At 53.2% G+C, this 20,048-nt stretch carries 21 protein-coding genes; 8 read left to right on the top strand and 13 right to left on the bottom strand.

Going from position 1 to position 20,048, the window contains the following annotated elements; all coding sequences use genetic code 11:
- Nucleotides 1–4,161 carry a hypothetical protein gene (locus BS29_RS05220; RefSeq protein WP_229956161.1) on the top strand — a complete coding sequence of 1,387 codons (4,161 nt, stop codon included), beginning with the start codon at nucleotides 1–3 and terminating at the stop codon, nucleotides 4,159–4,161.
- 145 nt (nucleotides 4,162–4,306) lie between these two features.
- Here BS29_RS05220 and BS29_RS05215 read toward each other — a convergent pair whose 3' ends face one another.
- The gene (locus BS29_RS05215) at nucleotides 4,307–4,735 is read right to left on the bottom strand and encodes a glycine zipper 2TM domain-containing protein (RefSeq protein ID WP_229956160.1); all 429 of its coding nucleotides are present in this window, start codon (nucleotides 4,733–4,735) and stop codon (nucleotides 4,307–4,309) included.
- Between the two features lie 261 nt (nucleotides 4,736–4,996).
- On the opposite strand from BS29_RS05215, the gene BS29_RS05210 reads away from it, so the two are divergent.
- The 3 genes from BS29_RS05210 (at nucleotide 4,997) to BS29_RS17465 (ending at nucleotide 6,610) form a co-directional block, all read left to right on the top strand.
- A complete protein-coding gene (locus BS29_RS05210; RefSeq protein WP_229956159.1) occupies nucleotides 4,997–5,773 on the top strand; it encodes an SDR family NAD(P)-dependent oxidoreductase in 777 nt (258 codons plus the stop codon).
- Between the two features lie 27 nt (nucleotides 5,774–5,800).
- Nucleotides 5,801–6,175 (top strand): hypothetical protein, encoded by a 375-nt coding sequence (locus tag BS29_RS05205; protein WP_229956158.1) that lies wholly within the window; start codon nucleotides 5,801–5,803, stop codon nucleotides 6,173–6,175.
- Nucleotides 6,176–6,487: 312 nt separating this feature from the next.
- Nucleotides 6,488–6,610, top strand: a complete 123-nt coding sequence (locus BS29_RS17465) for a hypothetical protein (protein ID WP_268255413.1) — start codon at nucleotides 6,488–6,490, stop codon at nucleotides 6,608–6,610.
- Between the two features lie 148 nt (nucleotides 6,611–6,758).
- Here the strand turns inward: BS29_RS17465 and BS29_RS05200 are convergent, their stop codons facing one another.
- The 7 genes from BS29_RS05200 to BS29_RS05170 form a co-directional block, all read right to left on the bottom strand.
- Nucleotides 6,759–6,965 (bottom strand): hypothetical protein, encoded by a 207-nt coding sequence (locus BS29_RS05200; RefSeq protein WP_229956157.1) that lies wholly within the window; start codon nucleotides 6,963–6,965, stop codon nucleotides 6,759–6,761.
- A 57-nt stretch (nucleotides 6,966–7,022) separates the two neighbouring features.
- Nucleotides 7,023–7,418, bottom strand: a complete 396-nt coding sequence (locus BS29_RS05195) for a glycine zipper 2TM domain-containing protein (RefSeq protein ID WP_229956156.1) — start codon at nucleotides 7,416–7,418, stop codon at nucleotides 7,023–7,025.
- 68 nt (nucleotides 7,419–7,486) lie between these two features.
- On the bottom strand, nucleotides 7,487–8,164 hold the full coding sequence (locus tag BS29_RS05190; protein WP_229956155.1) for a hypothetical protein: 678 nt from the start codon (nucleotides 8,162–8,164) through the stop codon (nucleotides 7,487–7,489).
- 513 nt (nucleotides 8,165–8,677) lie between these two features.
- Nucleotides 8,678–9,178, bottom strand: a complete 501-nt coding sequence (locus BS29_RS05185; RefSeq protein ID WP_229956154.1) for a nuclear transport factor 2 family protein — start codon at nucleotides 9,176–9,178, stop codon at nucleotides 8,678–8,680.
- Between the two features lie 99 nt (nucleotides 9,179–9,277).
- The gene (locus BS29_RS05180) at nucleotides 9,278–10,321 is read right to left on the bottom strand and encodes an MlaA family lipoprotein (protein ID WP_229956153.1); all 1,044 of its coding nucleotides are present in this window, start codon (nucleotides 10,319–10,321) and stop codon (nucleotides 9,278–9,280) included.
- Between the two features lie 149 nt (nucleotides 10,322–10,470).
- Nucleotides 10,471–10,887: a hypothetical protein gene (locus BS29_RS05175; protein ID WP_229956152.1), complete on the bottom strand. Its 417-nt coding sequence runs from the start codon at nucleotides 10,885–10,887 to the stop codon at nucleotides 10,471–10,473.
- Nucleotides 10,888–10,908: 21 nt separating this feature from the next.
- Nucleotides 10,909–11,424, bottom strand: coding sequence for a hypothetical protein (locus BS29_RS05170; RefSeq protein WP_229956151.1), 516 nt, complete (start codon nucleotides 11,422–11,424; stop codon nucleotides 10,909–10,911).
- Nucleotides 11,425–11,658: 234 nt separating this feature from the next.
- Between BS29_RS05170 and BS29_RS05165 the strand changes: the two genes are divergently transcribed.
- The 4 genes from BS29_RS05165 (at nucleotide 11,659) to BS29_RS05150 (ending at nucleotide 14,378) form a co-directional block, all read left to right on the top strand.
- Nucleotides 11,659–12,249 (top strand): PEPxxWA-CTERM sorting domain-containing protein, encoded by a 591-nt coding sequence (locus BS29_RS05165; protein WP_229956150.1) that lies wholly within the window; start codon nucleotides 11,659–11,661, stop codon nucleotides 12,247–12,249.
- 194 nt (nucleotides 12,250–12,443) lie between these two features.
- Nucleotides 12,444–13,295, top strand: a complete 852-nt coding sequence (locus BS29_RS05160; protein ID WP_229956149.1) for a hypothetical protein — start codon at nucleotides 12,444–12,446, stop codon at nucleotides 13,293–13,295.
- Nucleotides 13,296–13,442: 147 nt separating this feature from the next.
- The gene (locus tag BS29_RS05155; protein ID WP_229956148.1) at nucleotides 13,443–13,748 is read left to right on the top strand and encodes a GIY-YIG nuclease family protein; all 306 of its coding nucleotides are present in this window, start codon (nucleotides 13,443–13,445) and stop codon (nucleotides 13,746–13,748) included.
- Nucleotides 13,749–13,931: 183 nt separating this feature from the next.
- On the top strand, nucleotides 13,932–14,378 hold the full coding sequence (locus BS29_RS05150; RefSeq protein WP_229956147.1) for a hypothetical protein: 447 nt from the start codon (nucleotides 13,932–13,934) through the stop codon (nucleotides 14,376–14,378).
- Between the two features lie 121 nt (nucleotides 14,379–14,499).
- On the opposite strand, the gene BS29_RS17550 is transcribed toward BS29_RS05150, so the two are convergent.
- The 5 genes from BS29_RS17550 to BS29_RS05130 form a co-directional block, all read right to left on the bottom strand.
- Nucleotides 14,500–14,697, bottom strand: coding sequence for a KTSC domain-containing protein (locus tag BS29_RS17550; RefSeq protein ID WP_407673775.1), 198 nt, complete (start codon nucleotides 14,695–14,697; stop codon nucleotides 14,500–14,502).
- Between the two features lie 498 nt (nucleotides 14,698–15,195).
- Nucleotides 15,196–15,822, bottom strand: a complete 627-nt coding sequence (locus BS29_RS05145; protein ID WP_229956146.1) for a helix-turn-helix domain-containing protein — start codon at nucleotides 15,820–15,822, stop codon at nucleotides 15,196–15,198.
- An 11-nt stretch (nucleotides 15,823–15,833) separates the two neighbouring features.
- Entirely contained in the window at nucleotides 15,834–16,133 is a 300-nt protein-coding gene (locus BS29_RS05140; protein ID WP_229956145.1) for a hypothetical protein, read from the bottom strand.
- A 66-nt stretch (nucleotides 16,134–16,199) separates the two neighbouring features.
- Nucleotides 16,200–17,258 carry a ribonucleotide-diphosphate reductase subunit beta gene (locus BS29_RS05135; RefSeq protein WP_108810802.1) on the bottom strand — a complete coding sequence of 353 codons (1,059 nt, stop codon included), beginning with the start codon at nucleotides 17,256–17,258 and terminating at the stop codon, nucleotides 16,200–16,202.
- A gap of 405 nt (nucleotides 17,259–17,663) precedes the next feature.
- Complete coding sequence (locus BS29_RS05130) at nucleotides 17,664–19,742, bottom strand: ribonucleoside-diphosphate reductase subunit alpha (protein ID WP_229956144.1); 2,079 nt, start codon at nucleotides 19,740–19,742, stop codon at nucleotides 17,664–17,666.
- Nucleotides 19,743–20,048 lie beyond the last annotated feature (306 nt).

Genomic DNA, 20,048 nt, shown 5'->3' with positions numbered 1-20,048 from the left:
ATGCAGTTTCTCAATCTCCTCTCCCGATATAGGCGCTTTGTCATAGCTGGACTTGGTGTTGCTGGACTGAGCGTCGCAGGCACGCCAGCGCTGTTGGCTGCTGGAAAGGAAAAGCCGCAGAAGATTGACTATACATTCACACCGCCAGCGCCGCAGAACCAGACATGGGACGCGGCCAATGCCAAAAGCACCGGCTGTATTTCCTGTCATACCGACAGCGACCAGAAAACCATGCACGAAACGCCAGCGGTGGTTTTAGGCTGTGTCGACTGTCATGGCGGTGATGCAAGCGTCAATGGCGACAATGCGTGGGGCAAGAAAAGCCCGCAATATATGTATGCGCTGAAAAAGGCGCATGTCCTCCCCAAATATCCAAAGAGCTGGCACTGGCCTTCGTCCGCCAATCCGAAGCGCAGCTACACATTGCTCAACAAGGAATCCCCGGAATTTGTCCGCTTCGTCAACCCGTCCGACTATCGCGTTGCGCGCGAGGCTTGCGGTGCTTGCCATATGGAAATTATCGAAGCGTCCGAACGATCCTTGATGGCAACCGGCGCCATGCTGTGGGGCGGCGCGGCCTATAATAACGGCATCGTACCCTTCAAAAATTACATCTTTGGCGAAGCCTATACCCGCAAGGGCCTGCCCGCGACGATCAAGTCACCGGGCAACCCGCACGGCACGGTAACAGAAGAGCAGAAGAAGCGCGGTGCCCTGCCCATTCTCTATCCCCTGCCCACCTGGCATACGATACCGCCCGGCGATGTATTTCGCGTATTTGAACGTGGCGGCCGCAATATCAACACGCAATTCCCTGAAATCGGTCTGCCCAATATCGGAGGTATTATCCAGCGGCTCGAGGAACCTGGCCGCCCCGACCTGAAACAGTCCAACCGCGGTCCAGGAACAGGACTGCGTGTCGCTATCCCGGCGCTCAACATCCATAAAACACGGCTCAACGACCCCTTTACCTGGTTCATGGGCACCAACGACCAGCCAGGTGACTATCGCCAGTCCGGTTGTGCCAGTTGCCATGTCGTCTATGCCAATGACCGCGAACCACGTCACAGTCTGACCTGGGCCAAATATGGCCGCGATGGACAGACCCAGACCAAAGATCCCACGATCCGCAATCTGAAAGAGGGCGAGCATCGGGTGGGCAGTTACGGCACGTATGATGCCACCTATGAGAAAAAAGACAAATCCGGCAAGAAAGCCGGATATCATGGGGATGCGCATGATGATGGTCATTCGGATGATCACAGCGGCGATATAGATCCGGCAAAACGTGAAAAAGGCCATCCGATCCAGCATGCATTCACCCGCGCCATCCCAACCGCGCAATGCATGAATTGCCACATGCACCAACCCAATATCTTCCTGAACAGCTTCCTCGGCTATACCATGTGGGATTATGAATCCGATGCGCCGCTCATGTGGCCCGGACCGAATAATACTACGCCGCGCCCAGAGGGTATGAGCGACGAGGAATATCAGAAAACCTACAAGCAACAGAAATATCCAGATGCCGAAGAAGTCCGCAAGGTGCTGGACCGCAATCCCGAGGCCGCTTCACCCAAGGGACTGTGGGGTGATCTCGATTTCCTGCGCAACGTTTATGACCTCAATAGTGAGGCCAAAGACACGCAATTTGCCGACTATCATGGTCACGGCTGGAATTTCCGCGCGATTCTGAAACGAGACCGGGATGGCAATCTGCTTGATGAAGATGGCGACATTGTCGAGAATGATGATCCAGAGAAATTCCGCCGAGAGGATGAAGAGAAATTCGTCGAACCCGGAATCAACCCTGGTAAATCCGTCCATATGATGAGCATCCACGCCGAGGTGGGCATGCAATGTGCGGACTGCCACTTCGCACAGGACAGCCACGGCAATGGCCTGATCTATGGAGAGGTCGCTAATGCCGTCGAAATCAGTTGTAAGGACTGCCACGGCACCGCTGATGCCTATCCAACGCTGATGACATCCAATCTGGCGGCCCGGCCAAAGGGTAAGAACCTGGCTCTGCTGCGTAATCCTGACGGTCAACGCCGGTTTGAATGGTTCACGGATCCAAATGGCAACCGGGTATTGATACAGCGCTCTCTTCTCGATCCAAAGCTCAGCTGGCGGGTCAGCCTGGTCAAAGACAGCGTGGATCGTTCACATCCCGACTTTAACCTGAAATCCGCGCGGGCCAAGCTGATGTCGAAAACCGGTGCGGAAACCGGGAAGTACAGTTTTGGCAGCGGAGTTCCGGCCGCCGACAGAGCGCATAAAGACGAGAATATGGTATGCTTTACCTGCCACTTGAGCTGGACCACCAGTTGCGGCGGTTGCCACTTGCCGATTGAGGCCAATTGGCAAACGGAAAGCCACAAATATGAAGGCGGCACCACGCGTAACTATGCGACATATAACCCGCAAGTTGCCCGCGATCAGATGTTCCAGCTCGGCCGCCACCAGACCACCAAGGGCAGCATTATCGCGCCAGTGCGGTCTACCTCAGCGCTGGTGCTTTCCTCCACCAACATCAACCGCGAACGCATCTATGTGCAGCAGCCACCAATCTCGGCCATCGGCTTCTCCAGCCAGGCCTTTGCACCCCACTTCCCGCACACGGTCCGCAAAACCGAAACAAAGCAGTGCTCCGATTGTCACTTAAGCGAAGCCAATGACAATAATGCCATCATGTCGCAGCTATTGCTCCAGGGTACGAATTTCGTGAACTTTGTCGGCCTGCATGCCTGGGTCGGACTGGAAAAAGGCTTCGAAGCCGTCCGCGTAACCGAATGGGACGAACCGCAAGCTGTCATCGGTTCTTACCTCCAGAAATATGCCTATCCAGATTATTGGCGGATGCATGTCGAGGACAATGGCCGCGAGCTGATCAACTGGGTCCGCGGCGACCGTTTTGATGGTGACCTTTCGGGTGAAACCAAAGCGCTCGAAGAATTTGCGAATGTTGTTCAGGGTACTGGTGATGCCGTCCGCTGTCTGCAGCTGCGCGGCGAATATATGTTTGTCGCAGAAGGCAAAGGGGGCTTCCGCGCCTATGACGTTGCCTCAATCGGCAACAAGGGCTTTTCCGAACGGATCGTCAAAGCACCCTTCTCCTCTTTGGGCCATGACACACATGTCGACACCAAGAACGCTACCTGCATGGCACTTTCCACCAATCAGCCAATTGCACCGGAACGCAACACGGCAGAGCTGCGTGAGATTAACGAAGAACAGGCTTTTCACCCGATTTATAACTATGCGGTCATTACCGACAGTGAAGAAGGCTTGATCCTTGTCGACATCAACACGCTGGCCGATGGCGAGTTCCGCAATAACTTCTTCAAACGGGCAGTTACCTGGAATGCGGACGGCGTCTTGAACGGTGCCAAGCATATTACACTGGCGGGCCATTATGCCTATATTACTGCAGCAAGCGGACTGGTCGTCATTGATCTGAATGATCCGCTCCAACCACGCCATGTTGTGACCATACCAATGACGGACGCGCGTGCTTCTGCCCTGCAATTCCGCTATCTCTGGGTCACCGATGTCGATGGCGTGAAACTGTTCGATGTAACGGATATGGAAAACCCGGTTCCGGTCGAGTCCGGCACAATAGCTCTGAACAATGCCCGACGCCTCTATCTGGCCCGTACATATGCCTATATCGCTGCGAAAGACCAAGGATTGGTGATCGCCAATATTACGAACCCGGAAGCACCGGTTATTTATCGCAAGGAAACATTTGGTGGCCAGATGAATGACGCAGAAGATGTCATTGTCGGCTCGACCAACGCCACACTGTTTGCCTATGTCGCGGATGGCCGCAATGGCCTGAAGGTCATTCAGCTGACGTCGCCGGATAGCCAACCCAATTATTATGGCTTCTCACCGCCGCCCATGCCGGAACTTATCGCCTTTGCCCGCACACCGAAACCGGCTTTGGCTTTGTCCAAAGGACTGGATCGAGACCGCGCTGTCGATGAGACTGGCGGTCAGATGGCTGTGTTCGGCCGCCTGGGCTCCCGGCCCTTTAATCGCAGCGAAATGCAGCGCTTTTATCTCAACAGCAAGGGCAAGCCATATTTTGTGAAAGACGAGGTTGATCTGTCGGACTGGATTGGCCCGGTACCGCCGATGCTGGCGCGCCGATGACAGATCAGCTAGACTGACAAAAGAAACGGGGACCGGAGCTTGCGACCACGGTCCCCTTCCTCGATACGCGACGCGAGGAATATGGGCCCTCTGTATTCAAAAACGAATACAGAGGGCTTATCTTTAATTTCGATACGGGCTCACCTTAACAATTGCGATCAATTGCCCGACCAGCCAGTGCGCCAACTGCACCACCGATAATGGCACCTTCGGTCTTGCTACCGCGGCCAGCCACTTCATTACCGAGCAAGCCGCCAGCAATAGCACCGATTATGGTACCGCCCGTACCACGATCACATCCGCGATAGCGGCGACGGTCATTACGATAGCGACGCTTGTCGCGATAGTAACGACGCTTTTCACGATAATAGCGACGGTCACGGCGATCATAATAACGATCATCCCGGTAATAGTCGCCGCGACGATAATAGCGGCGGTCATCACCAACACGCTGGTAGTAACCATCATTATAGCCTTGGTAATAACCACTACGCGCTTCAGCAGGTGTTGCGAATGCCATCGCCGAAATAGCAGCGGTTGTAATGGCGAGTGTTCCTAAAACCTTGTTGATCATTGCTTCTACTCCAAAAGGGCCTTGTTACGATCCGACTCATGTGCCCGACGAGATTGGTTCTAGGTGACTCGGATTGACCACTTGCTGAATGTTGATTTTATCTAAGGTTCATGTTTGAAGCACTTTTTATGAACAATTCTATAGTTTCTCTTTTCTATCAATAATTTATCCCGTTTCCGACTAACCTCCTACTCTTTTAAATCATTGCCGCGCGGAAAGCCTGTCGATAGCGCTATATCAAAGAAAATTTGGGAGAATGTCATGCAACTCAAAGGAAAAACAGCGGCTATCACTGGTGGTACGGCAGGCATCGGACGCGCTATTGCTGAAGCGTTCCTGGCTGAAGGCGCTAATGTTGCCCTAATGGCGCGCAATCCAGAAAAAGGCGCAAAGCTTCTCGATGAACTGGGGGTCGGCGATCGCGCAATATTTGTTGCTGGCGATGTTATGCAGCAGGATTTAGTCGAGGGCTTTATCGACCAAACTGTCGAAAAATTCGGTACAGTTGACATATTGGTCAACAATGCCGGCGGCGCTGGTGCTCTTGCCCCACTGGCTGATCTTACCGACGAGGCTTTTGATGAGGCCATGAAGTGGAATATTTATTCCACATTCTGGGCAACGCGCCGCGCACTCAAACCGATGATCGCACAACAATCGGGCCGGGTTATCAACATCAGTTCAACCGAAGGTAAAATGGGCAAACCGACATTCGCTCCCTACACCATTGCGAAACATGGAATAAACGGCATGACCAAGGCTGTGGCACAGGAAGTTGGCACGATGGGTATTACCGTCAATTCTATCTGCCCTGGCCTGGTGCTGACTGACTTGATCCTTGAAAATGGCCCCACCACCGCCAAAGGCCTTGGCATGACCTTTGAAGAGATGATCGATATGTTTGCGCAGGAAAGCGCATTAAAGCGCCCCAACACCGTCGAAGAGATTGCTGCCATGGCGCTATTGCTTGCCTCAGATGCTGGCGCCGGCATAACCGGCGCAATGCTGAGCGTTGACGGCGGAACCGCACAATATTAGCCTGATCCCGCAACAAGGTAGGAATATATGGTATTTGGTTCGACAGAGCTTTGGATCGGCGCAACAATTCTGGTGCTGCTGGTCATTTGGTGGCTCTGGCCGAGCCATGATCGCGACGATCTCTTGGCCCCGCCAAAGAACCTCACCGGTGCAAAGCCCCGGCCAAAGATTGAGCCAACGATTGAGCCAGAAACACCTACCAAACTCGACGTTCTGCAAGCCGACACGACTATAGTAAGGGATGAAAGCGACTATAGTGAAGAGGAGCTGATGATGCGGGACGTCCGCGCTGCGTTACATCGCGGCCGTAAGATCGAAGCCATCAAGCGTGTCCGGCAGACCAAAAATATCGGGCTGGCCGAAGCCCACGCATTTGTTGAAAGCATCGAACGCTCGATCTGACAGCCACTTCCGGCTGATCTCCGTGTCCCGGCACTCTATCGCCTATTGCCTGTTCTCGCCGATTGATTCTGACCAATCTCGCAAGACGTAGCCCCCAGCTACGAAAAAAGGTCACGACCGCGCTACAACAAAAGCTATATGTTGGTAATTTTTCCCATTTATTGGTTTAGACCAAATATATTATCATGGTCATATCCACGTAAGCTATTGATTTTTATGCTTTTTCAAAAACTGGCACGCCCTATGCAAAGCTACAGACATCTTCGCAAACACAACCGCGAAGGACGAAATTTAACCGAGAAGGAATTGAAAATGTCGAACGTAAATATCCAAAACCAAGTTGTTGCCGCTTTTGCCGCTCTGTTCTCCGCCGCTGTTCTGATCAGCGCCAGCGTTGGCCCTGCTGTTCAAAGCACCGCTTCATTCATCGCTTAATCACCAAACCGAAAATTCAAGGAAACACCATCATGACCACCAATGTTCAAAACCAAGTTCTCGCCGCCTTCGCCGCTCTCTTCTCTGCAGCCGTAATGATCAGCGCCAGCGTCGGTCCAGCAGCCCAAAATGCCGCGTCCCTGATGATCTAATCAGCGGACCGGCACCAAACCCAAAGGATTTCACCATGCCCCGTAATTTCACTGCCCAAATCACCGCCGCCATCGCCGCCCTTATCTCTTCCGCTCTGTTTGTAGGCGCCAGCATTGTCCCCGCTACGCAAAACGCCGCATCCCTGATTATCTGACCCCCTTTCCCCCTGCCCCCAGAAAGAAAGCCCGGCCCTGAAGTTCATCAGGACCGGGTTTTTCAATTTTTAAATAGGTTAGGCAAATGCGCCCAACCTGCTCCGTCACCGGCAGCGCAATTTTCCGCGGTCAATCTCTCGGCCCAGAAGGGCACCACCTGCAGCACCCAGGAGCGTTCCCACCGTCCGGTCACGACCGCCGTCGATTTCACGGCCAATCAGGGCACCGACGGCACCGCCGATGATCAATCCTGTTGTTCCGTCCTTACGCTTACAATAATAGCGCCCGTCACGACCGCGCCAATAGCGGTCCCCGCGCTTCATCCGGCGAGGTTTGTAGTAACGATCATCATCGTCATCATCGTCCCAATCATCATCGCTGACCCGGTAAAACCCAGCAACGGGTCCACCAAAATCGCTATAGCCGCCAGCATCTGCCAAAGCCGGTGTCGCAGGAAGAAACAGGGCTGCAGCGGTGAGGCTTATCATCGTCTTTTTCATATCAAACTCCCTTGGTTACGTCTGATTGTCAGGAATAACGCGAGAAATATGAACGAATGCCAACAGGTCTATTCATCCCTCACGATTGTCGCCAGCCCGTTTCCTGGCTGCGACAAAATTCGATGTGGCTCTTTACGCTGCAGTCGCAACGCAGCGGTCGCCATCAACAGGGCAGCGAATAATTCTAACGTCTCCTCGGCAAAGCGAGCGATCTCTATTATATCGATGACCACTGCGAGCCCAATAACGCCAAGCGCAATGAAAATAGCCAGCCGACCATGATCCGCGCGCAACCATATAATCATCTGCGCTGCATGGCCGGTGCGATATGCGAATGCCATGGCACTTATAATCAAGGCGGCAGCGATTATAGCGGCCGGTAACAGCATATCGGCATTATCGAGTGCACGATAAGCCAGCATCACCAGATCCTGCGCACCGTCCAACTCGCCGCCGCCCTGCATTTCCGGCATGGCAAATCCGAAATGCCGTGCGCCAAAACTGATTTCACTCAAACAGGCAAGCAGCGCGAGTCCGCAAAATAGAAATCCAATCAGCGTCTGATATAATCGTCGCTGCAAACCAATGAATAGCGCGGTCAAAAACAACAAAGCGGCCGTCATTTCGACAATTCCATCTTCCCGAAAAAAGGGACCATGGCGAAAATCGGATGACCAAAGGGCGAGTGCCAAAACGCCCAATCCAGCAACCGCGTAAATCGCTAACTCATGTCTCAACGCAACCATCTGAACAGTTTCATGACAGTTTTGTTAAAAGTAAACGGCCCGTGGCGTCAATTTCCGGGACCTGCCGTGAACGAAAACCAGCTTGGCTGATTCAGTCGGAAGACATGCAATGGCACGTGGGCAGTGCTTTTGCAGGAACGTCATTGACGTGATCGGTTATGTACCCAGGTGTCGGACTATATGGAGCGTCAAACCAACGATCAGGTCAACCGCCCTATTGCGCCTCTCTTCCTTCCCGTCGTTCTCTCAACTCTTCTGCGATCGTCGCATATATAAGCCCCAAACCGAAAAGGCCCATCATTCCGATAAAGACTAGCACTGGCCATTGTATCATCTGATCTCATCCTGCATTTCAAGTTCAATATGTACTTAGAATGTCAGTAATCGACACGGGCAGCCTTGATCTGGGTCAAAGCCTGAGATCAAAGCAATCTTGGTCAGCGGAGATAGGCTCTCGGGCCGATCTCCGCTTTCCCCTCCCAAGCTCGCAAATATCTATCCGTACTTTTCTTTTTATATGCCTTCATGATCATAACTGATCACCCGGGTTATTTGCCAACCAGAGCCACTATCGGGATTGCGTTTCCACAAATGCATGAAGACACCTTTTTCACGGGCGATGCTCGATCCGTCGGGCATGATCTGATGAAATTCATGTCGGCCATGTTGCATCGCCCCAAAGTCTCCGATCATGTGCGTGGTTAAACTGCCGTCGACCAGCACACGCTTTCCGCCGCCACAGTCCTTTTTTACATCCGCGATGAAAGCGTCACTGCCGGTATAGGACAGGCCATCACGATCATGATAAAATTCGAGATCATCAGCCAGCAACTCCTCCAGGACGGCCATATTGCAATCCTCAAATGCCGCCTTGAACAAACGTGCATCAAGCGCCTGAAGGTCCGCCGCCACGGACTCGGCGGTCTCCGCTGGCTTGGTTTCGGCATTGGCTCCGACGGAAAGCGTACCAGCGGCTAGAGCGGCAGTTGAAAGCACTTTTTGCGTCCGTGTCATATAATGGTCCTTGCAGAAAAGCAGGACCGTTGTGACCCATGCTGTATTATTGTTGCATAACGCTAATACAGCATGGGTCAATTTATTTTTCGCTCAGTGCTATTCGTCCTCCGACTTTTCCGGTGCCTTACCACGCAGCGCGTCAATTTCCGCTTGCCGCTGTTGCAAGTACAGCTCGCGTGTTGCGGTATAGGGATCGTTACTATCCCGCAATTTCTGGATCTGCTCATCCTGTTCCGCGCGAATATCAAGCGATGTTATGATCCCAGCAGGAAGCGTATAGACAAGCTGGTTAAACGGCTTGCCAACCGCGACCGGCAGGACCGACAGGTCGACCACGCGCCCGAATAAATCACGAACGGTCGTTGGCCCGATCAGCGGCAAAAACAGAAACGGCCCTGGTTCGACGCCATAATAGCCCAGCGTATTGGCAAAACCATTGTTGCGCTTGGGCAGATTAAATGGTGGTCTTTTGGCGACATCGACCAATCCGCCAATCCCGATCGTCGAGTTGATCGCAAAGCGCCCCAGTGTCTCGACCGCCTTACCCGGTTTGAGCTGCAACAGATAGTTGAGGAACACAATCGGTTCCCCCAAATTGCTCAGGAAATTGGACAAGCCGCTGCGAATGGGGCTCGGCACAGCATCTTCATAGGCAAGCGCGACCGGGCCAACTACGGCTTGGTCAACATCCTGAATAACACCAAAAGTATCTGCGTTCAGTTCCTGCAGCGGATCGCTTTTTGGCGGGCGCGGCCGCGCGGTCACGACAATTTCATTACCATCTGCCGGATCCGCCACTGACTCGGCATCAGACCCCAAGGGATCAACCGGCAGAAGCGGCTCGTCAAACGCAGGCGGCGGTGCTGTGGGCTCCAATGGTACCGGCTCCAGCGGCACCGGCCATGGTGCCTGAGCGGGCGTCCCAGATGGCTCCGCTTGCGCCGCCTCGCCCGGCGCGATGGCCAGGGCACCGAAAAGCTGCGCCCGTGCTGACAACGCTGCAGGCGCACCGGACGAGCGCCGGTCCAGCACATCAATGGTCACTATATCAAGGGGTTGATCCGCTATGGTCGGTGGGGGTGTTGGGGTTGCCGGCGTATGGGCCAACGCCATGGCAATTACAAATTCCGAAAAACTCAATCGTCTAGCCTATCTCTGTTCGATCCGTTTCCGGATCAGGAAACCCTTCATCAGTCTAGCCCCGAATCTCAAGCGTATAGAAGGATCGTGGCTGGGGCAAGATGGCTTGTCAGCCGGCCATGTCGAAACAGCGGGCATAGCGCCGCCGTTTATCCAGTCCCAGCCTCCTTCGGCCGCGTCAGCCACCATGAGAACAGGAAAGCAAAAGCCCATAGCCCATCAATCATCGCACCATAAAATGGCCCGCCCTCTGCCAGTCGGCCATTGGTGTAAAGCCATAGCGCAGGGACAAAAAAGGCCAGCTTCTCCAGCACTGCCACCAGCATCAGCGGGCGATAGCGAAGCGGATCAATGGCTATCAGCACAAAGACCAGCTGAAACACCAGCGCGACACCGTGAAAGCCGTAGTAAAATTCGGGATGGGTGATCGCTGGCGGCATTGCTGCGTTAAACTGCGCCTCTCCGAAAAGGCCGAGCAGCAGCACGGGCACGCCATAAAGCGCAGCAAGCGCGAAGAGGGTGCGGGCGATGGATTTGCTGTTCAAGTTCGCGCTGGTCAAGTTCACAGTGAGGCCCCCTTTTTGTCGCTATGGATCACCGCGGTTCGCCGCGAAACTATCCCTATGGTCTGCCGATGGTGCCACCATGTCAAGACGCGATATTGCGGCCAAAAGTGCCTGAATATCAGGCTTTTGCAGCGTTCCGACATAGCGCCCGGCGCGCAGCATCGGGCGATAGCTGCCCATCCGGATGCGCTGAAACAGCGTTTCGAGTGTGACCTTTGGCTTTCGTCCATCCGCACCTTTCGACGGACACGGTTCCTCCAAGATGAAATCCCACGCCGCAACAAAGCTATCCGCCCCCGGCTTGCGGCGCAGACGATAGGCTGTCTCGCGGCTCATCCCCACGCGCTCAGCCGCCTTTTTGACGCAGCGCGTTTCGGCAAGAAAGCCGATAAACTCCGCCTGCCGAAGCGGCGTCCACCCATCGGGACGCACACGCCTGAGTTCCACGGGGGTAAAGGCAGGAATACGCGATATCGATCGGTTCTGAACAGCGGCGCTGCGCGGGTCGGGTTTGGTGGGGAATGGGCTGTTTTTCATGGGGCAGATTAAGGCATGTAACGGGGCGTGTAGGAAAGCGGTTTTTTGCGCTGTTACGGTATAGGTTCAGCCACTCCCCCATCTTTGTCCCAAACCGGGACGCCCGATATTATCTTCCCGAATTGGTTGTTGCCCAATACGAAAAATGTTAACGATTCGTTAGGGTTCGCTTAATTTACGCGCCGTCCGGTGCTTTATCTTGGTTTTCTGACCAAGATCTAAAGGGGTTTAATAATGAAGAAATTGATTTTCGGTTCTGCTGCGGTTGCAGCTATGGCTTTGACTGCACCAGCACAGGCGGCGGTTATTTCGTTTGACGGTTTGAGCGGTGGTAATGGCTCTGTCTTTACCGGCCCCTATGTCGAAGATGGCTTCACTGTCAGCGCCGGCCGCGGCGATATCTTTGAAGGGCAAATCTTTGGTAACCCAGCGCCAAGCCTGGTTGTCGGATCTGTCTTTGGCGGCGGTTCCATCGGCTCGGTCCAGGTGGTCGGCGGCGTCTTCAACTTTAATTCTTTCGATCTGGTTACACAGAACGGTACTGGCGATTATCAGGTTGACGGATTTCTCAATGGGAGTTCGGTCTTTTCTTTGATGGGTAGCCTGTCCCCGAGTGGTTTTCAGACCATTGGCGGTCTCGCTGGTAACATTGATCAGCTGAATTTCACCCTGACCGCTAACGGCACGTCAGTTAACCTCGACAATATCGATGTCTCGGCTGCTGTGCCAGAACCAGCGACCTGGGCATTCATGATCCTCGGCTTTGGCGCCATCGGTGGCGCGCTGCGTCGCCGCAAGGCGAACGTGAAGGTCAGCTACGCCTAAGCCGCGCTGACAAACGAAACACACAGACCCTGCCGGAGCGATCCGGCGGGGTTTTTTTGTATTCCGCTCACACGTCCTCTCAACTATACCTAAGCTGTTACAACCCTTCACTTTTTACATGTCGAGACATTGTTCCACTTGCTCGTTCAAACTAAAAATGCTGCATTTCGAAGAAATTTTCGGGGGAGAATGAAATGACCAAGTTGCCGACATTGACCGCTATTGCCGCTGCCACCTGTTTCGCAGCCACACCAGCCGTGGCCCAGGACACAGCAGAAACGGAAACGACAGCGGAGACCCCGGCGCCCCCCGCCATTGAAATCGAGGTCGTCGAAGACGGCACCATTCCAGGAGACGAAATACTAGATCCTTCCCCCATACCGGAACCGGTCGCGCCGACCTATAGATTGGCGGCCGACGGTTCGGTCTGCGAACTGCATGTCTGGCCGACGGAAAATTATATCGGCATCAATACCGGCCTGCTGTCCGGCTTTGGCATTGTTGGCGCGCTGGCGGATCAGGCGGCGCACAAGAACCGGGTGGCGACGGTCAAGGATCTGATGAAGGATTATCTCGGCCCTGAAGTTCAGATGGAGGAACTCAACAAGCTGGGCATCAACGAGACGCTGAAACTGGGCGGCTATAAAATCATCGTGCAGGAGCCGACCCCATTTAACGAGGATGCCAAGAAAGACCCGGAACTGAAGGCCAAGATCAAGGCGATGAACAAGACGATCAAGGACAAGAAGCGCCTGACCGACTCCACCGCGCCCTGCTATGCCGAGCTGACCACCACGCATATCTTCTATCACAAGGCGATGATGTACGGTAGCAACCTGTTCACCGGCTGGATCTACCGCGAATTTGACGGTGATACACAGACCAAGATCGGCAAGGGCCAGGTCAAAAACCCGCTGGAATATTTCCCGCCCAAGACCGAGGACGATATCGAAAAAGCCCAGATCGAACTGCGCGACGCCTATGCCAAGGATTTCGCGGAATATGTCGAGAAAAAGGTGTTTAAGAAGAAGCGCAAGAAGCGTTGATTTGCGTGTGTGATTGTTGAGGCAACGGACGCGTTGATGATTGCGGGGTGAATGTCGCGGGGCCGGCCGCTTAACAGTAGCGGTCACACCCCATCTCTTCGTCATCCTGAACTTGTTTCAGGATCTAAATAGCGCAACCCTGACAAAATGCCCATCCAGCCCACCGTCTATATCGTCACCAACAAAGCCCGCGGCCTACCCTATATCGGCGTCACCTCAAACCTGATCCAGCGCATCCACCAGCACCGCACCGGCATCGTGCCCGGCTTCACCCGGAAATACCGCCTCAAACGACTGGTCCATTTCGAGCAATTCGGAACGATGGAGCTGGCCATCGCCCGCGAAAAGCAATTGAAAAACTGGCACCGTCCATGGAAGATCAATTTGATTGAGGCCGGCAATCCCGACTGGCGCGACCTGGCCGAGGATATAGGGTTTGAGCCGCTCCTGTGATCATCAGCCCACTTCTCCAAATTCGTCATGCTGAACTCGTTTCAGCATCTCCTCTAGGAAGCGCCAAACCCAAAGAGATCCCGAAACAAGTTCGGGATGACGATGGAGGGAAGTGACGATTGGCCGGAATTGGCAACCGCCACCGTAATCGATCTTTAACCGGCGCATCTTACGTCCGGCGATATGGACTGGTTTACCACCATCTTGCTGGCGACAGCCATTTTCGTGACGCTGGTTTCCGTGGGGATCGGCCTCGACACCATGCGCCGCTTTAGCCCCGCGCTGGCGAAGCTGGTGCGCAGCGACTATTCCGCAATGGAACGCCATTATGACCATCTTGGCCAACAGGGCGATGAAGGCGGCGTCCGGTTCAAACGGGTCAGCATGCGGATCGAATTTGATACGCCCGACCAAAAGCAAGTCCGCGTCCATCACAGAAGATGGCAGCTGGCCGGAGAGCGTCAGAAAAGCTGCTATTTCATCTGGTTCGACAAAGAGAATCCGGAAAAGACGACAGCTTACGGCCCCGGCTTCTGGCTGGTCGTCGCGGCGTTCAGCGCGAGTGTCGCGGTGACGATCATGCTTGATCCCGCTGGGTGGGTACAGACGATTAGAGGGCTTTTGGTTTAGGCGCGGTTCGGGGAAGAGATTTCAAATACCGCTGCCTGTGCTCCGGTCGCTATGATGGGGCGGAGCGGAGTGATTATTTGCGGTGATGGTGGGCGGTCAAAACAGCGTTTTGACCGCTCCATTAGGCAGCATATTGATCACGAATGTAGTGATTGAAATATGATCCGTGGGAACTAGCCTTTAACAAACCATCATAAACATGCGCTGGCACATTGTAATAGTCATAGCCCTGCTCCCCACTGGTGAACCAAATGGTTAAAGTGGCTGTATTTGAATCGTAAGATACGCCACGAATGGCGCGTGAGTTTAATGCTATCATTTCTCTTGCCCTGTAATATACAAAATAGGGGCGAACCAAGGTTCGCCCCTTGTTTTAAGCGTGCTGAATGAGTTTCCAGCTTACCGCTTTTCCACGATAAGGCGGCATACGGTTCCCTTTAGCAATGGGAGCAGTCGTGGAGGGGGTAGCCTCCGCTTTCCATACTCCGCTTTCAGGACAGATTTCACCAGTGCGGGCACGAGTACCTACAGGATTTCTAACTTGAGTGGCCATCTTAATAGGGCCCTTTCTTTGCTTGTTTCTGACCATTGAAAAAAAGCAAAAGAGTATGTACGTCCACAGTGCTTGGCTGAGGGGAACATCCTCACCAGTCCGCCAAGGTGGTCATTCTCCTTGGCATTCTAGAGGGCGGGTATCGTGATTCAGACGATGCTCGCCCTTTTTGCTGAAAACAATGTAGGGTTAAATTGATCTTAGATCAACCTAATATTGATCTAAGATCAAAAAAAAGGGCCTCAAACTTTGAGGCCCTTGAATTTATGCTGCTACTACGTTGGGTAATCGCGGATTACTCCAATTCCCATCCTCGTCATTAGCATGCTCTAGAGAAACAACGGATTCTCCTTTTACAAACTTAAACTTGAATACTAATGGGTCATCATCATTTGAGATCGAAACTATTTTCATATTTGAAATCATCTCGGTCATTAGCTTGCCGTAAGCAACTAGTGATTTCACATTTTTCAGATTATCTGAATCACTCTCTTCCACCAGTCTTTGGACTATCTGATATGGCTTCATTAGAACCAATAATCTCAATAACTTCTCGCTGTTAGAAGATAAGACTTTATCTCCATTTTCACATCTTGAGAGGTGTTCCGGAGAAATATCCAGATGTTCTGCAAGTTCTTTTGATCTCATTCCTAAGTGTTTTCTAAGAAATCGAACGTCGGTCCCAGAAAGTTTACGTTCATGGATCGCTCTTAGGGTCGCAATAGCAATCGTTAGACCGTCAAAGTCTGGAATCTTAATTCTCTCCTTTTGTGTATTATCATCAGTGCAACATATCGCCGAATCGACGAGGATTACCTTGAAGGAGCCTCCAAGATTATCCACGACGAACTCCGACAGAATGCGCTCTGCATTCTGCTTGTCCGTGGACATTGCTTTACTCCTTAAATTTGGGTCACAGAATCAACGATTATGTCGGATGACAGGGGATCAATCCGATATAAAATTTGTAAAGTGACTCCTTCGCAAGTCTGACCTTCTGCTACCATTTCGCTACCATTTAGTGCCCCCTTCAGGTTTTCACTAACCTCTATTGACTTCAGAACGTGCAAGACGTCCATTCGGTCGAGGTCATTGACTTCCAACACGGTGCCAATATCAACTGGCCAAGAGATCGCTCTCTCAGACATCATAAGATACTCGCGAATATGGGCGGTAGTTATAGCAAGTTGTTTTGCAGCCATTTACCGCCCTTCGTTTTAGTGTTGGCGCTTTGAAATTAGCAATAATTGATCAAAGGTCAAGAAATATTACTCCGCAGCAACCCCCGCCTGCTCAAACATATCTTCGCCATCGTCATCATTATCGGTTTCTTCGATACCGATAATCTTGCCGCCTTTGCGTTGATCGAAACTATCCCACACTTCGTTCCAGTTGCCGCGGGTGGCGCCTTTGGAATATTCGGTGGCGCGGGTTTCGAAGAAATTGGCGTGCTCGACACCGTTGAGCAATGGCGCAAGCCATGGCAGCGGGTGGTCTTCGATCATGTAGATGGGATCAAAGCCCAGCTGTCCCAGGCGCCAGTCGGCGATGTATCGGATATAGCGCTTAATCTCTTTCGCGGTCATGCCGGTCACCGGACCGTCGCTGAACGCCAGGTCGATAAACGCATCTTCCAGGCGGACGGTTTTCTGGCAGCAATCGATAATATCTTCCTTGACCGCTTTGGTCAGGCAGTCGCGCTCGTTCACAAATGTGTGGAACATTTTGACAATGCCTTCGCAGTGGAGCGATTCATCGCGTACCGACCAGGAGACAATCTGCCCCATGCCCTTCATCTTGTTGAAGCGCGGGAAGTTCATCAGCATCGCAAATGACGCGAACAGCTGCAACCCTTCGGTAAAGCCGCCGAACATCGCCAGCGTCTTGGCAATATCTTCATCCGTATCGACACCGAACGTGCCGAGATAGTCATGCTTGTCCTTCATCTCCTCATATTCGAGGAACATGCTGTACTCGCTCTCCGGCATGCCGATCGTGTCGAGCAGGTGCGAGTAAGCCGCAATGTGGACGGTTTCCATGTTGGAGAACGCGGTGAGCATCATCTTGACTTCGGTCGGTTTGAACACGCGGCCATATTTGTCGTGATAGCAATCCTGCACCTCGACATCGGCCTGCGTAAAGAAGCGGAAGATTTGCGTGAGCAGGTTGCGCTCATGATCTGTCAGCTTCTGCGCCCAGTCGCGGCAATCCTCACCCAACGGCACTTCTTCCGGCATCCAGTGAATCTGCTGCTGCCGCTTCCAGAAGTCATAGGCCCATGGATATTCAAAGGGCTTGTAGGTTTTGCGTGCTTCCAAAAGTGACATCTTATTCCTTACTCCGCGTTCAATTTACAATTCCTCTCCCCTTTGAGGGAGAGGACAACGAAGACTTAGCGGTTCATCCGCTTAGTCGCAGTCGGTGAGGGGGCTGGCAATGTTGCGTGTGCCGATACCCCTCTCCAAGACGACTAGGCAGGCAAGCTGCCAAGTCTTACTTTCCTCTCCCTCAAGGGGAGAGGATCATTATTGCACCTTTACAGTCCTAAAGAAAACGACCCCCTCCCTTAAAGGAGCAAAACGGGAGGGGGCAGTGGGCAAACCGAGCGTTAAACACTAAAGGTGCTTAGCGCGATGCCCCGGACTTGATCCGGGGCCCATCTCCCGCCGCCGCGATTAAACGCACATCTGGAGATGGGTCCCTGCCTGCGCAGGGACACAAAAACTCTAAAATCACTGGCATGCCAGGCACTCGTCATAATCGGTGCTGCTTTGCGTGGTCATCAGCTCGACCTTTTTGGGGTCCAGCGTGTTGTCCGCCTCTACGCCGCCACCCTTGCTGTCGCCGGCTTCTTCCTGCCCTGCGAAACCAGCGCGCTGGATCGATTTCGAGCGCAGGTAATAGAGCGACTTGATGCCCAGCTCCCATGCGCGGAAGTGCAGCATCAACAGGTCCCATTTATCGACATCCGCCGGGATGAACAGGTTCAGCGACTGTGCCTGATCAATATAGGGCGTCCGGTCGGCCGCGAGTTCGAGCAGCCAGCGCTGGTCAATCTCGAAGCTGGTCTTGTAGGCGTCTTTCTCTTCCGCCGAGAGGAAGTCGAGATGCTGGACGCTGCCGCCCTGTTCAAGGATCGAATTCCAGACATTGGTGCTGTCTTTCGATTTCTCAGCGAGCAGCTTTTCGAGATGCGGGTTCTTGACCACGAAGCTGCCGGACAGCGTTTTATGCGTGTAGATATTCGCCGGGATCGGTTCGATACAGGCCGATGCTCCGCCGCAGATGATCGAGATCGATGCGGTTGGCGCGATTGCCATTTTGCAGGAGAAGCGCTCCATCACGCCCTGATCGGCGGCATCGGGACAAGGTCCGCGTTCCTTGGCGAGCATCATGCTGGCCTCGGACGCTTTGGCCGAAACATGCTTGAAGATCTTCATATTCCACGATTTTGCCAGCGCGCTTTCAAAGCCGAGGCCGCGAGCCTGCAGGAAGCTGTGGAAGCCCATGACGCCCAGACCAACACTGCGTTCGCGGCTGGCGCTATATTTGGCGCGTGCCATTTCATCGGGCGCGCGGTCAATATAATCCTGAAGCACATTGTCGAGGAAGCGCATGACATCTTCGATAAAGTCCTTGTCGACTGACCATTCGTCCCATTTTTCAAGGTTGAGTGAAGACAGGCAACACACTGCCGTCCTGTCCTCACCCAAATGATCACGACCCGTCGGCAGTGTAATTTCGGAACACAGATTGGACGTGGAAACTTTCAGGCCCAGATCGCGGTGATGTTTTGGCATCATCCGGTTCACTGTGTCGTTGAAGATGATATAAGGCTCACCGGTGGCGAGACGCGTCTCGACCAGTTTCTGGAACAGCGAGCGCGCATCAACTGTACCGCGCACTTCACCGGTCTTGGGTGATTTCAGGTCCATCTCTGCACCATCGCGAACCGCTTCCATAAATTCGTCGGTCAGCAATACGCCGTGATGCAGGTTGAGAGCTTTTCGGTTAAAGTCACCGGAAGGCTTTCTAATTTCAAGAAATTCTTCAATTTCCGGATGGTCAATATCGAGATAGCAAGCCGCCGAACCGCGCCGCAAGCTGCCTTGCGAGATTGCCAGTGTCAGACTGTCCATCACCCGCACGAATGGGATGATGCCTGATGTCTTGCCGTTCAGGCCAACTGGCTCGCCAATGCCGCGAACACTGCCCCAATAGGTGCCAATGCCGCCGCCCTTGGACGCGAGCCAGACATTCTCGTTCCACGTATTGACGATACCGCCGAGGCTGTCGTCAACGCTGTTAAGATAGCAAGAGATCGGCAGACCGCGACCGGTGCCGCCGTTGGACAGCACAGGCGTTGCCGGCATGAACCAGAGCTTGGAGATATAATCATAAAGCCGCTGGGCATGATCCTGATCATCCGCATAGGCATCGGCCACGCGAGAGAACAGGTCCTGAAAACTCTCGTTCGGAAGCAGGTACCGGTCTTTCAGCGTCTCTTTACCAAAGTCGGTCAGCAAATCATCGCGTGCATCATCCTGAACGATTTTGAACCGGCGCTTCTCGACACTATGACTGTCGCGTTCCGCTTTCAGTTCTTTCTCGTCATTTTTCTTCGTTGCCGCCGCTTCGGCTTCTGCCTTTTTGCTGATCTCCGGTTCTTTTACCGGTGCTTTTTTGGCTGTGCTTTTTGCTTTGTCTTCGGATTTGTCTTTTGGCGTATCCAAAACTTCGGCGCCCATATCACTCTCACTCATATCTCTACCACTGTTCCCGGCATCTTCCCGGCTATCTCTAAAATCCATCAAAGCCCCCTAATCAAACTACCAAACCAATCTTGTGTGCCAGCTATTTCGCCAGCCTTCTCGTGGGTTTAATACCGGGCCATTTGTTCTCGTAATGTTCGACTCGGACAATCTCTTGCGGCCGAGCCGTTGAACATAACATTTTTACAGCCTGGGCGGGCATTTATTTTTACCCAAAAACCCGAAAAAATTCCTTGTGATTTAGACCAAAGGGAGCCATCCACCGAGTCGGCGTTATTGGCGTGCAATACTAGACGTTGGTGTGCCCCCTTGGCTTAACCACAACCTATAGTGGCTGAATCAGAA

This window comes from Parasphingorhabdus litoris DSM 22379 (assembly GCF_020906275.1).
GTDB classification, from domain to species: domain Bacteria; phylum Pseudomonadota; class Alphaproteobacteria; order Sphingomonadales; family Sphingomonadaceae; genus Parasphingorhabdus; species Parasphingorhabdus litoris.
This window is presented reverse-complemented; position numbering and strand designations above follow the sequence as displayed.

Bases quoted from the DNA above. Each gene is read 5' to 3' on its own strand.
- BS29_RS05220 (WP_229956161.1), top strand. From the start codon at position 1: ATGCAGTTTCTCAATCTCCTCTCCCGATATAGGCGCTTTGTCATAGCT.
- BS29_RS05215 (WP_229956160.1), bottom strand. From the start codon at position 4,735: ATGATCAACAAGGTTTTAGGAACACTCGCCATTACAACCGCTGCTATT.
- BS29_RS05210 (WP_229956159.1), top strand. From the start codon at position 4,997: ATGCAACTCAAAGGAAAAACAGCGGCTATCACTGGTGGTACGGCAGGC.
- BS29_RS05205 (WP_229956158.1), top strand. From the start codon at position 5,801: ATGGTATTTGGTTCGACAGAGCTTTGGATCGGCGCAACAATTCTGGTG.
- BS29_RS17465 (WP_268255413.1), top strand. From the start codon at position 6,488: ATGTCGAACGTAAATATCCAAAACCAAGTTGTTGCCGCTTTTGCCGCT.
- BS29_RS05200 (WP_229956157.1), bottom strand. From the start codon at position 6,965: ATGAACTTCAGGGCCGGGCTTTCTTTCTGGGGGCAGGGGGAAAGGGGG.
- BS29_RS05195 (WP_229956156.1), bottom strand. From the start codon at position 7,418: ATGAAAAAGACGATGATAAGCCTCACCGCTGCAGCCCTGTTTCTTCCT.
- BS29_RS05190 (WP_229956155.1), bottom strand. From the start codon at position 8,164: ATGGTTGCGTTGAGACATGAGTTAGCGATTTACGCGGTTGCTGGATTG.
- BS29_RS05185 (WP_229956154.1), bottom strand. From the start codon at position 9,178: ATGACACGGACGCAAAAAGTGCTTTCAACTGCCGCTCTAGCCGCTGGT.
- BS29_RS05170 (WP_229956151.1), bottom strand. From the start codon at position 11,424: ATGAAAAACAGCCCATTCCCCACCAAACCCGACCCGCGCAGCGCCGCT.
- BS29_RS05165 (WP_229956150.1), top strand. From the start codon at position 11,659: ATGAAGAAATTGATTTTCGGTTCTGCTGCGGTTGCAGCTATGGCTTTG.
- BS29_RS05160 (WP_229956149.1), top strand. From the start codon at position 12,444: ATGACCAAGTTGCCGACATTGACCGCTATTGCCGCTGCCACCTGTTTC.
- BS29_RS05155 (WP_229956148.1), top strand. From the start codon at position 13,443: ATGCCCATCCAGCCCACCGTCTATATCGTCACCAACAAAGCCCGCGGC.
- BS29_RS05150 (WP_229956147.1), top strand. From the start codon at position 13,932: ATGGACTGGTTTACCACCATCTTGCTGGCGACAGCCATTTTCGTGACG.
- BS29_RS17550 (WP_407673775.1), bottom strand. From the start codon at position 14,697: ATGATAGCATTAAACTCACGCGCCATTCGTGGCGTATCTTACGATTCA.
- BS29_RS05145 (WP_229956146.1), bottom strand. From the start codon at position 15,822: ATGTCCACGGACAAGCAGAATGCAGAGCGCATTCTGTCGGAGTTCGTC.
- BS29_RS05140 (WP_229956145.1), bottom strand. From the start codon at position 16,133: ATGGCTGCAAAACAACTTGCTATAACTACCGCCCATATTCGCGAGTAT.
- BS29_RS05135 (WP_108810802.1), bottom strand. From the start codon at position 17,258: ATGTCACTTTTGGAAGCACGCAAAACCTACAAGCCCTTTGAATATCCA.
- BS29_RS05130 (WP_229956144.1), bottom strand. From the start codon at position 19,742: ATGGATTTTAGAGATAGCCGGGAAGATGCCGGGAACAGTGGTAGAGAT.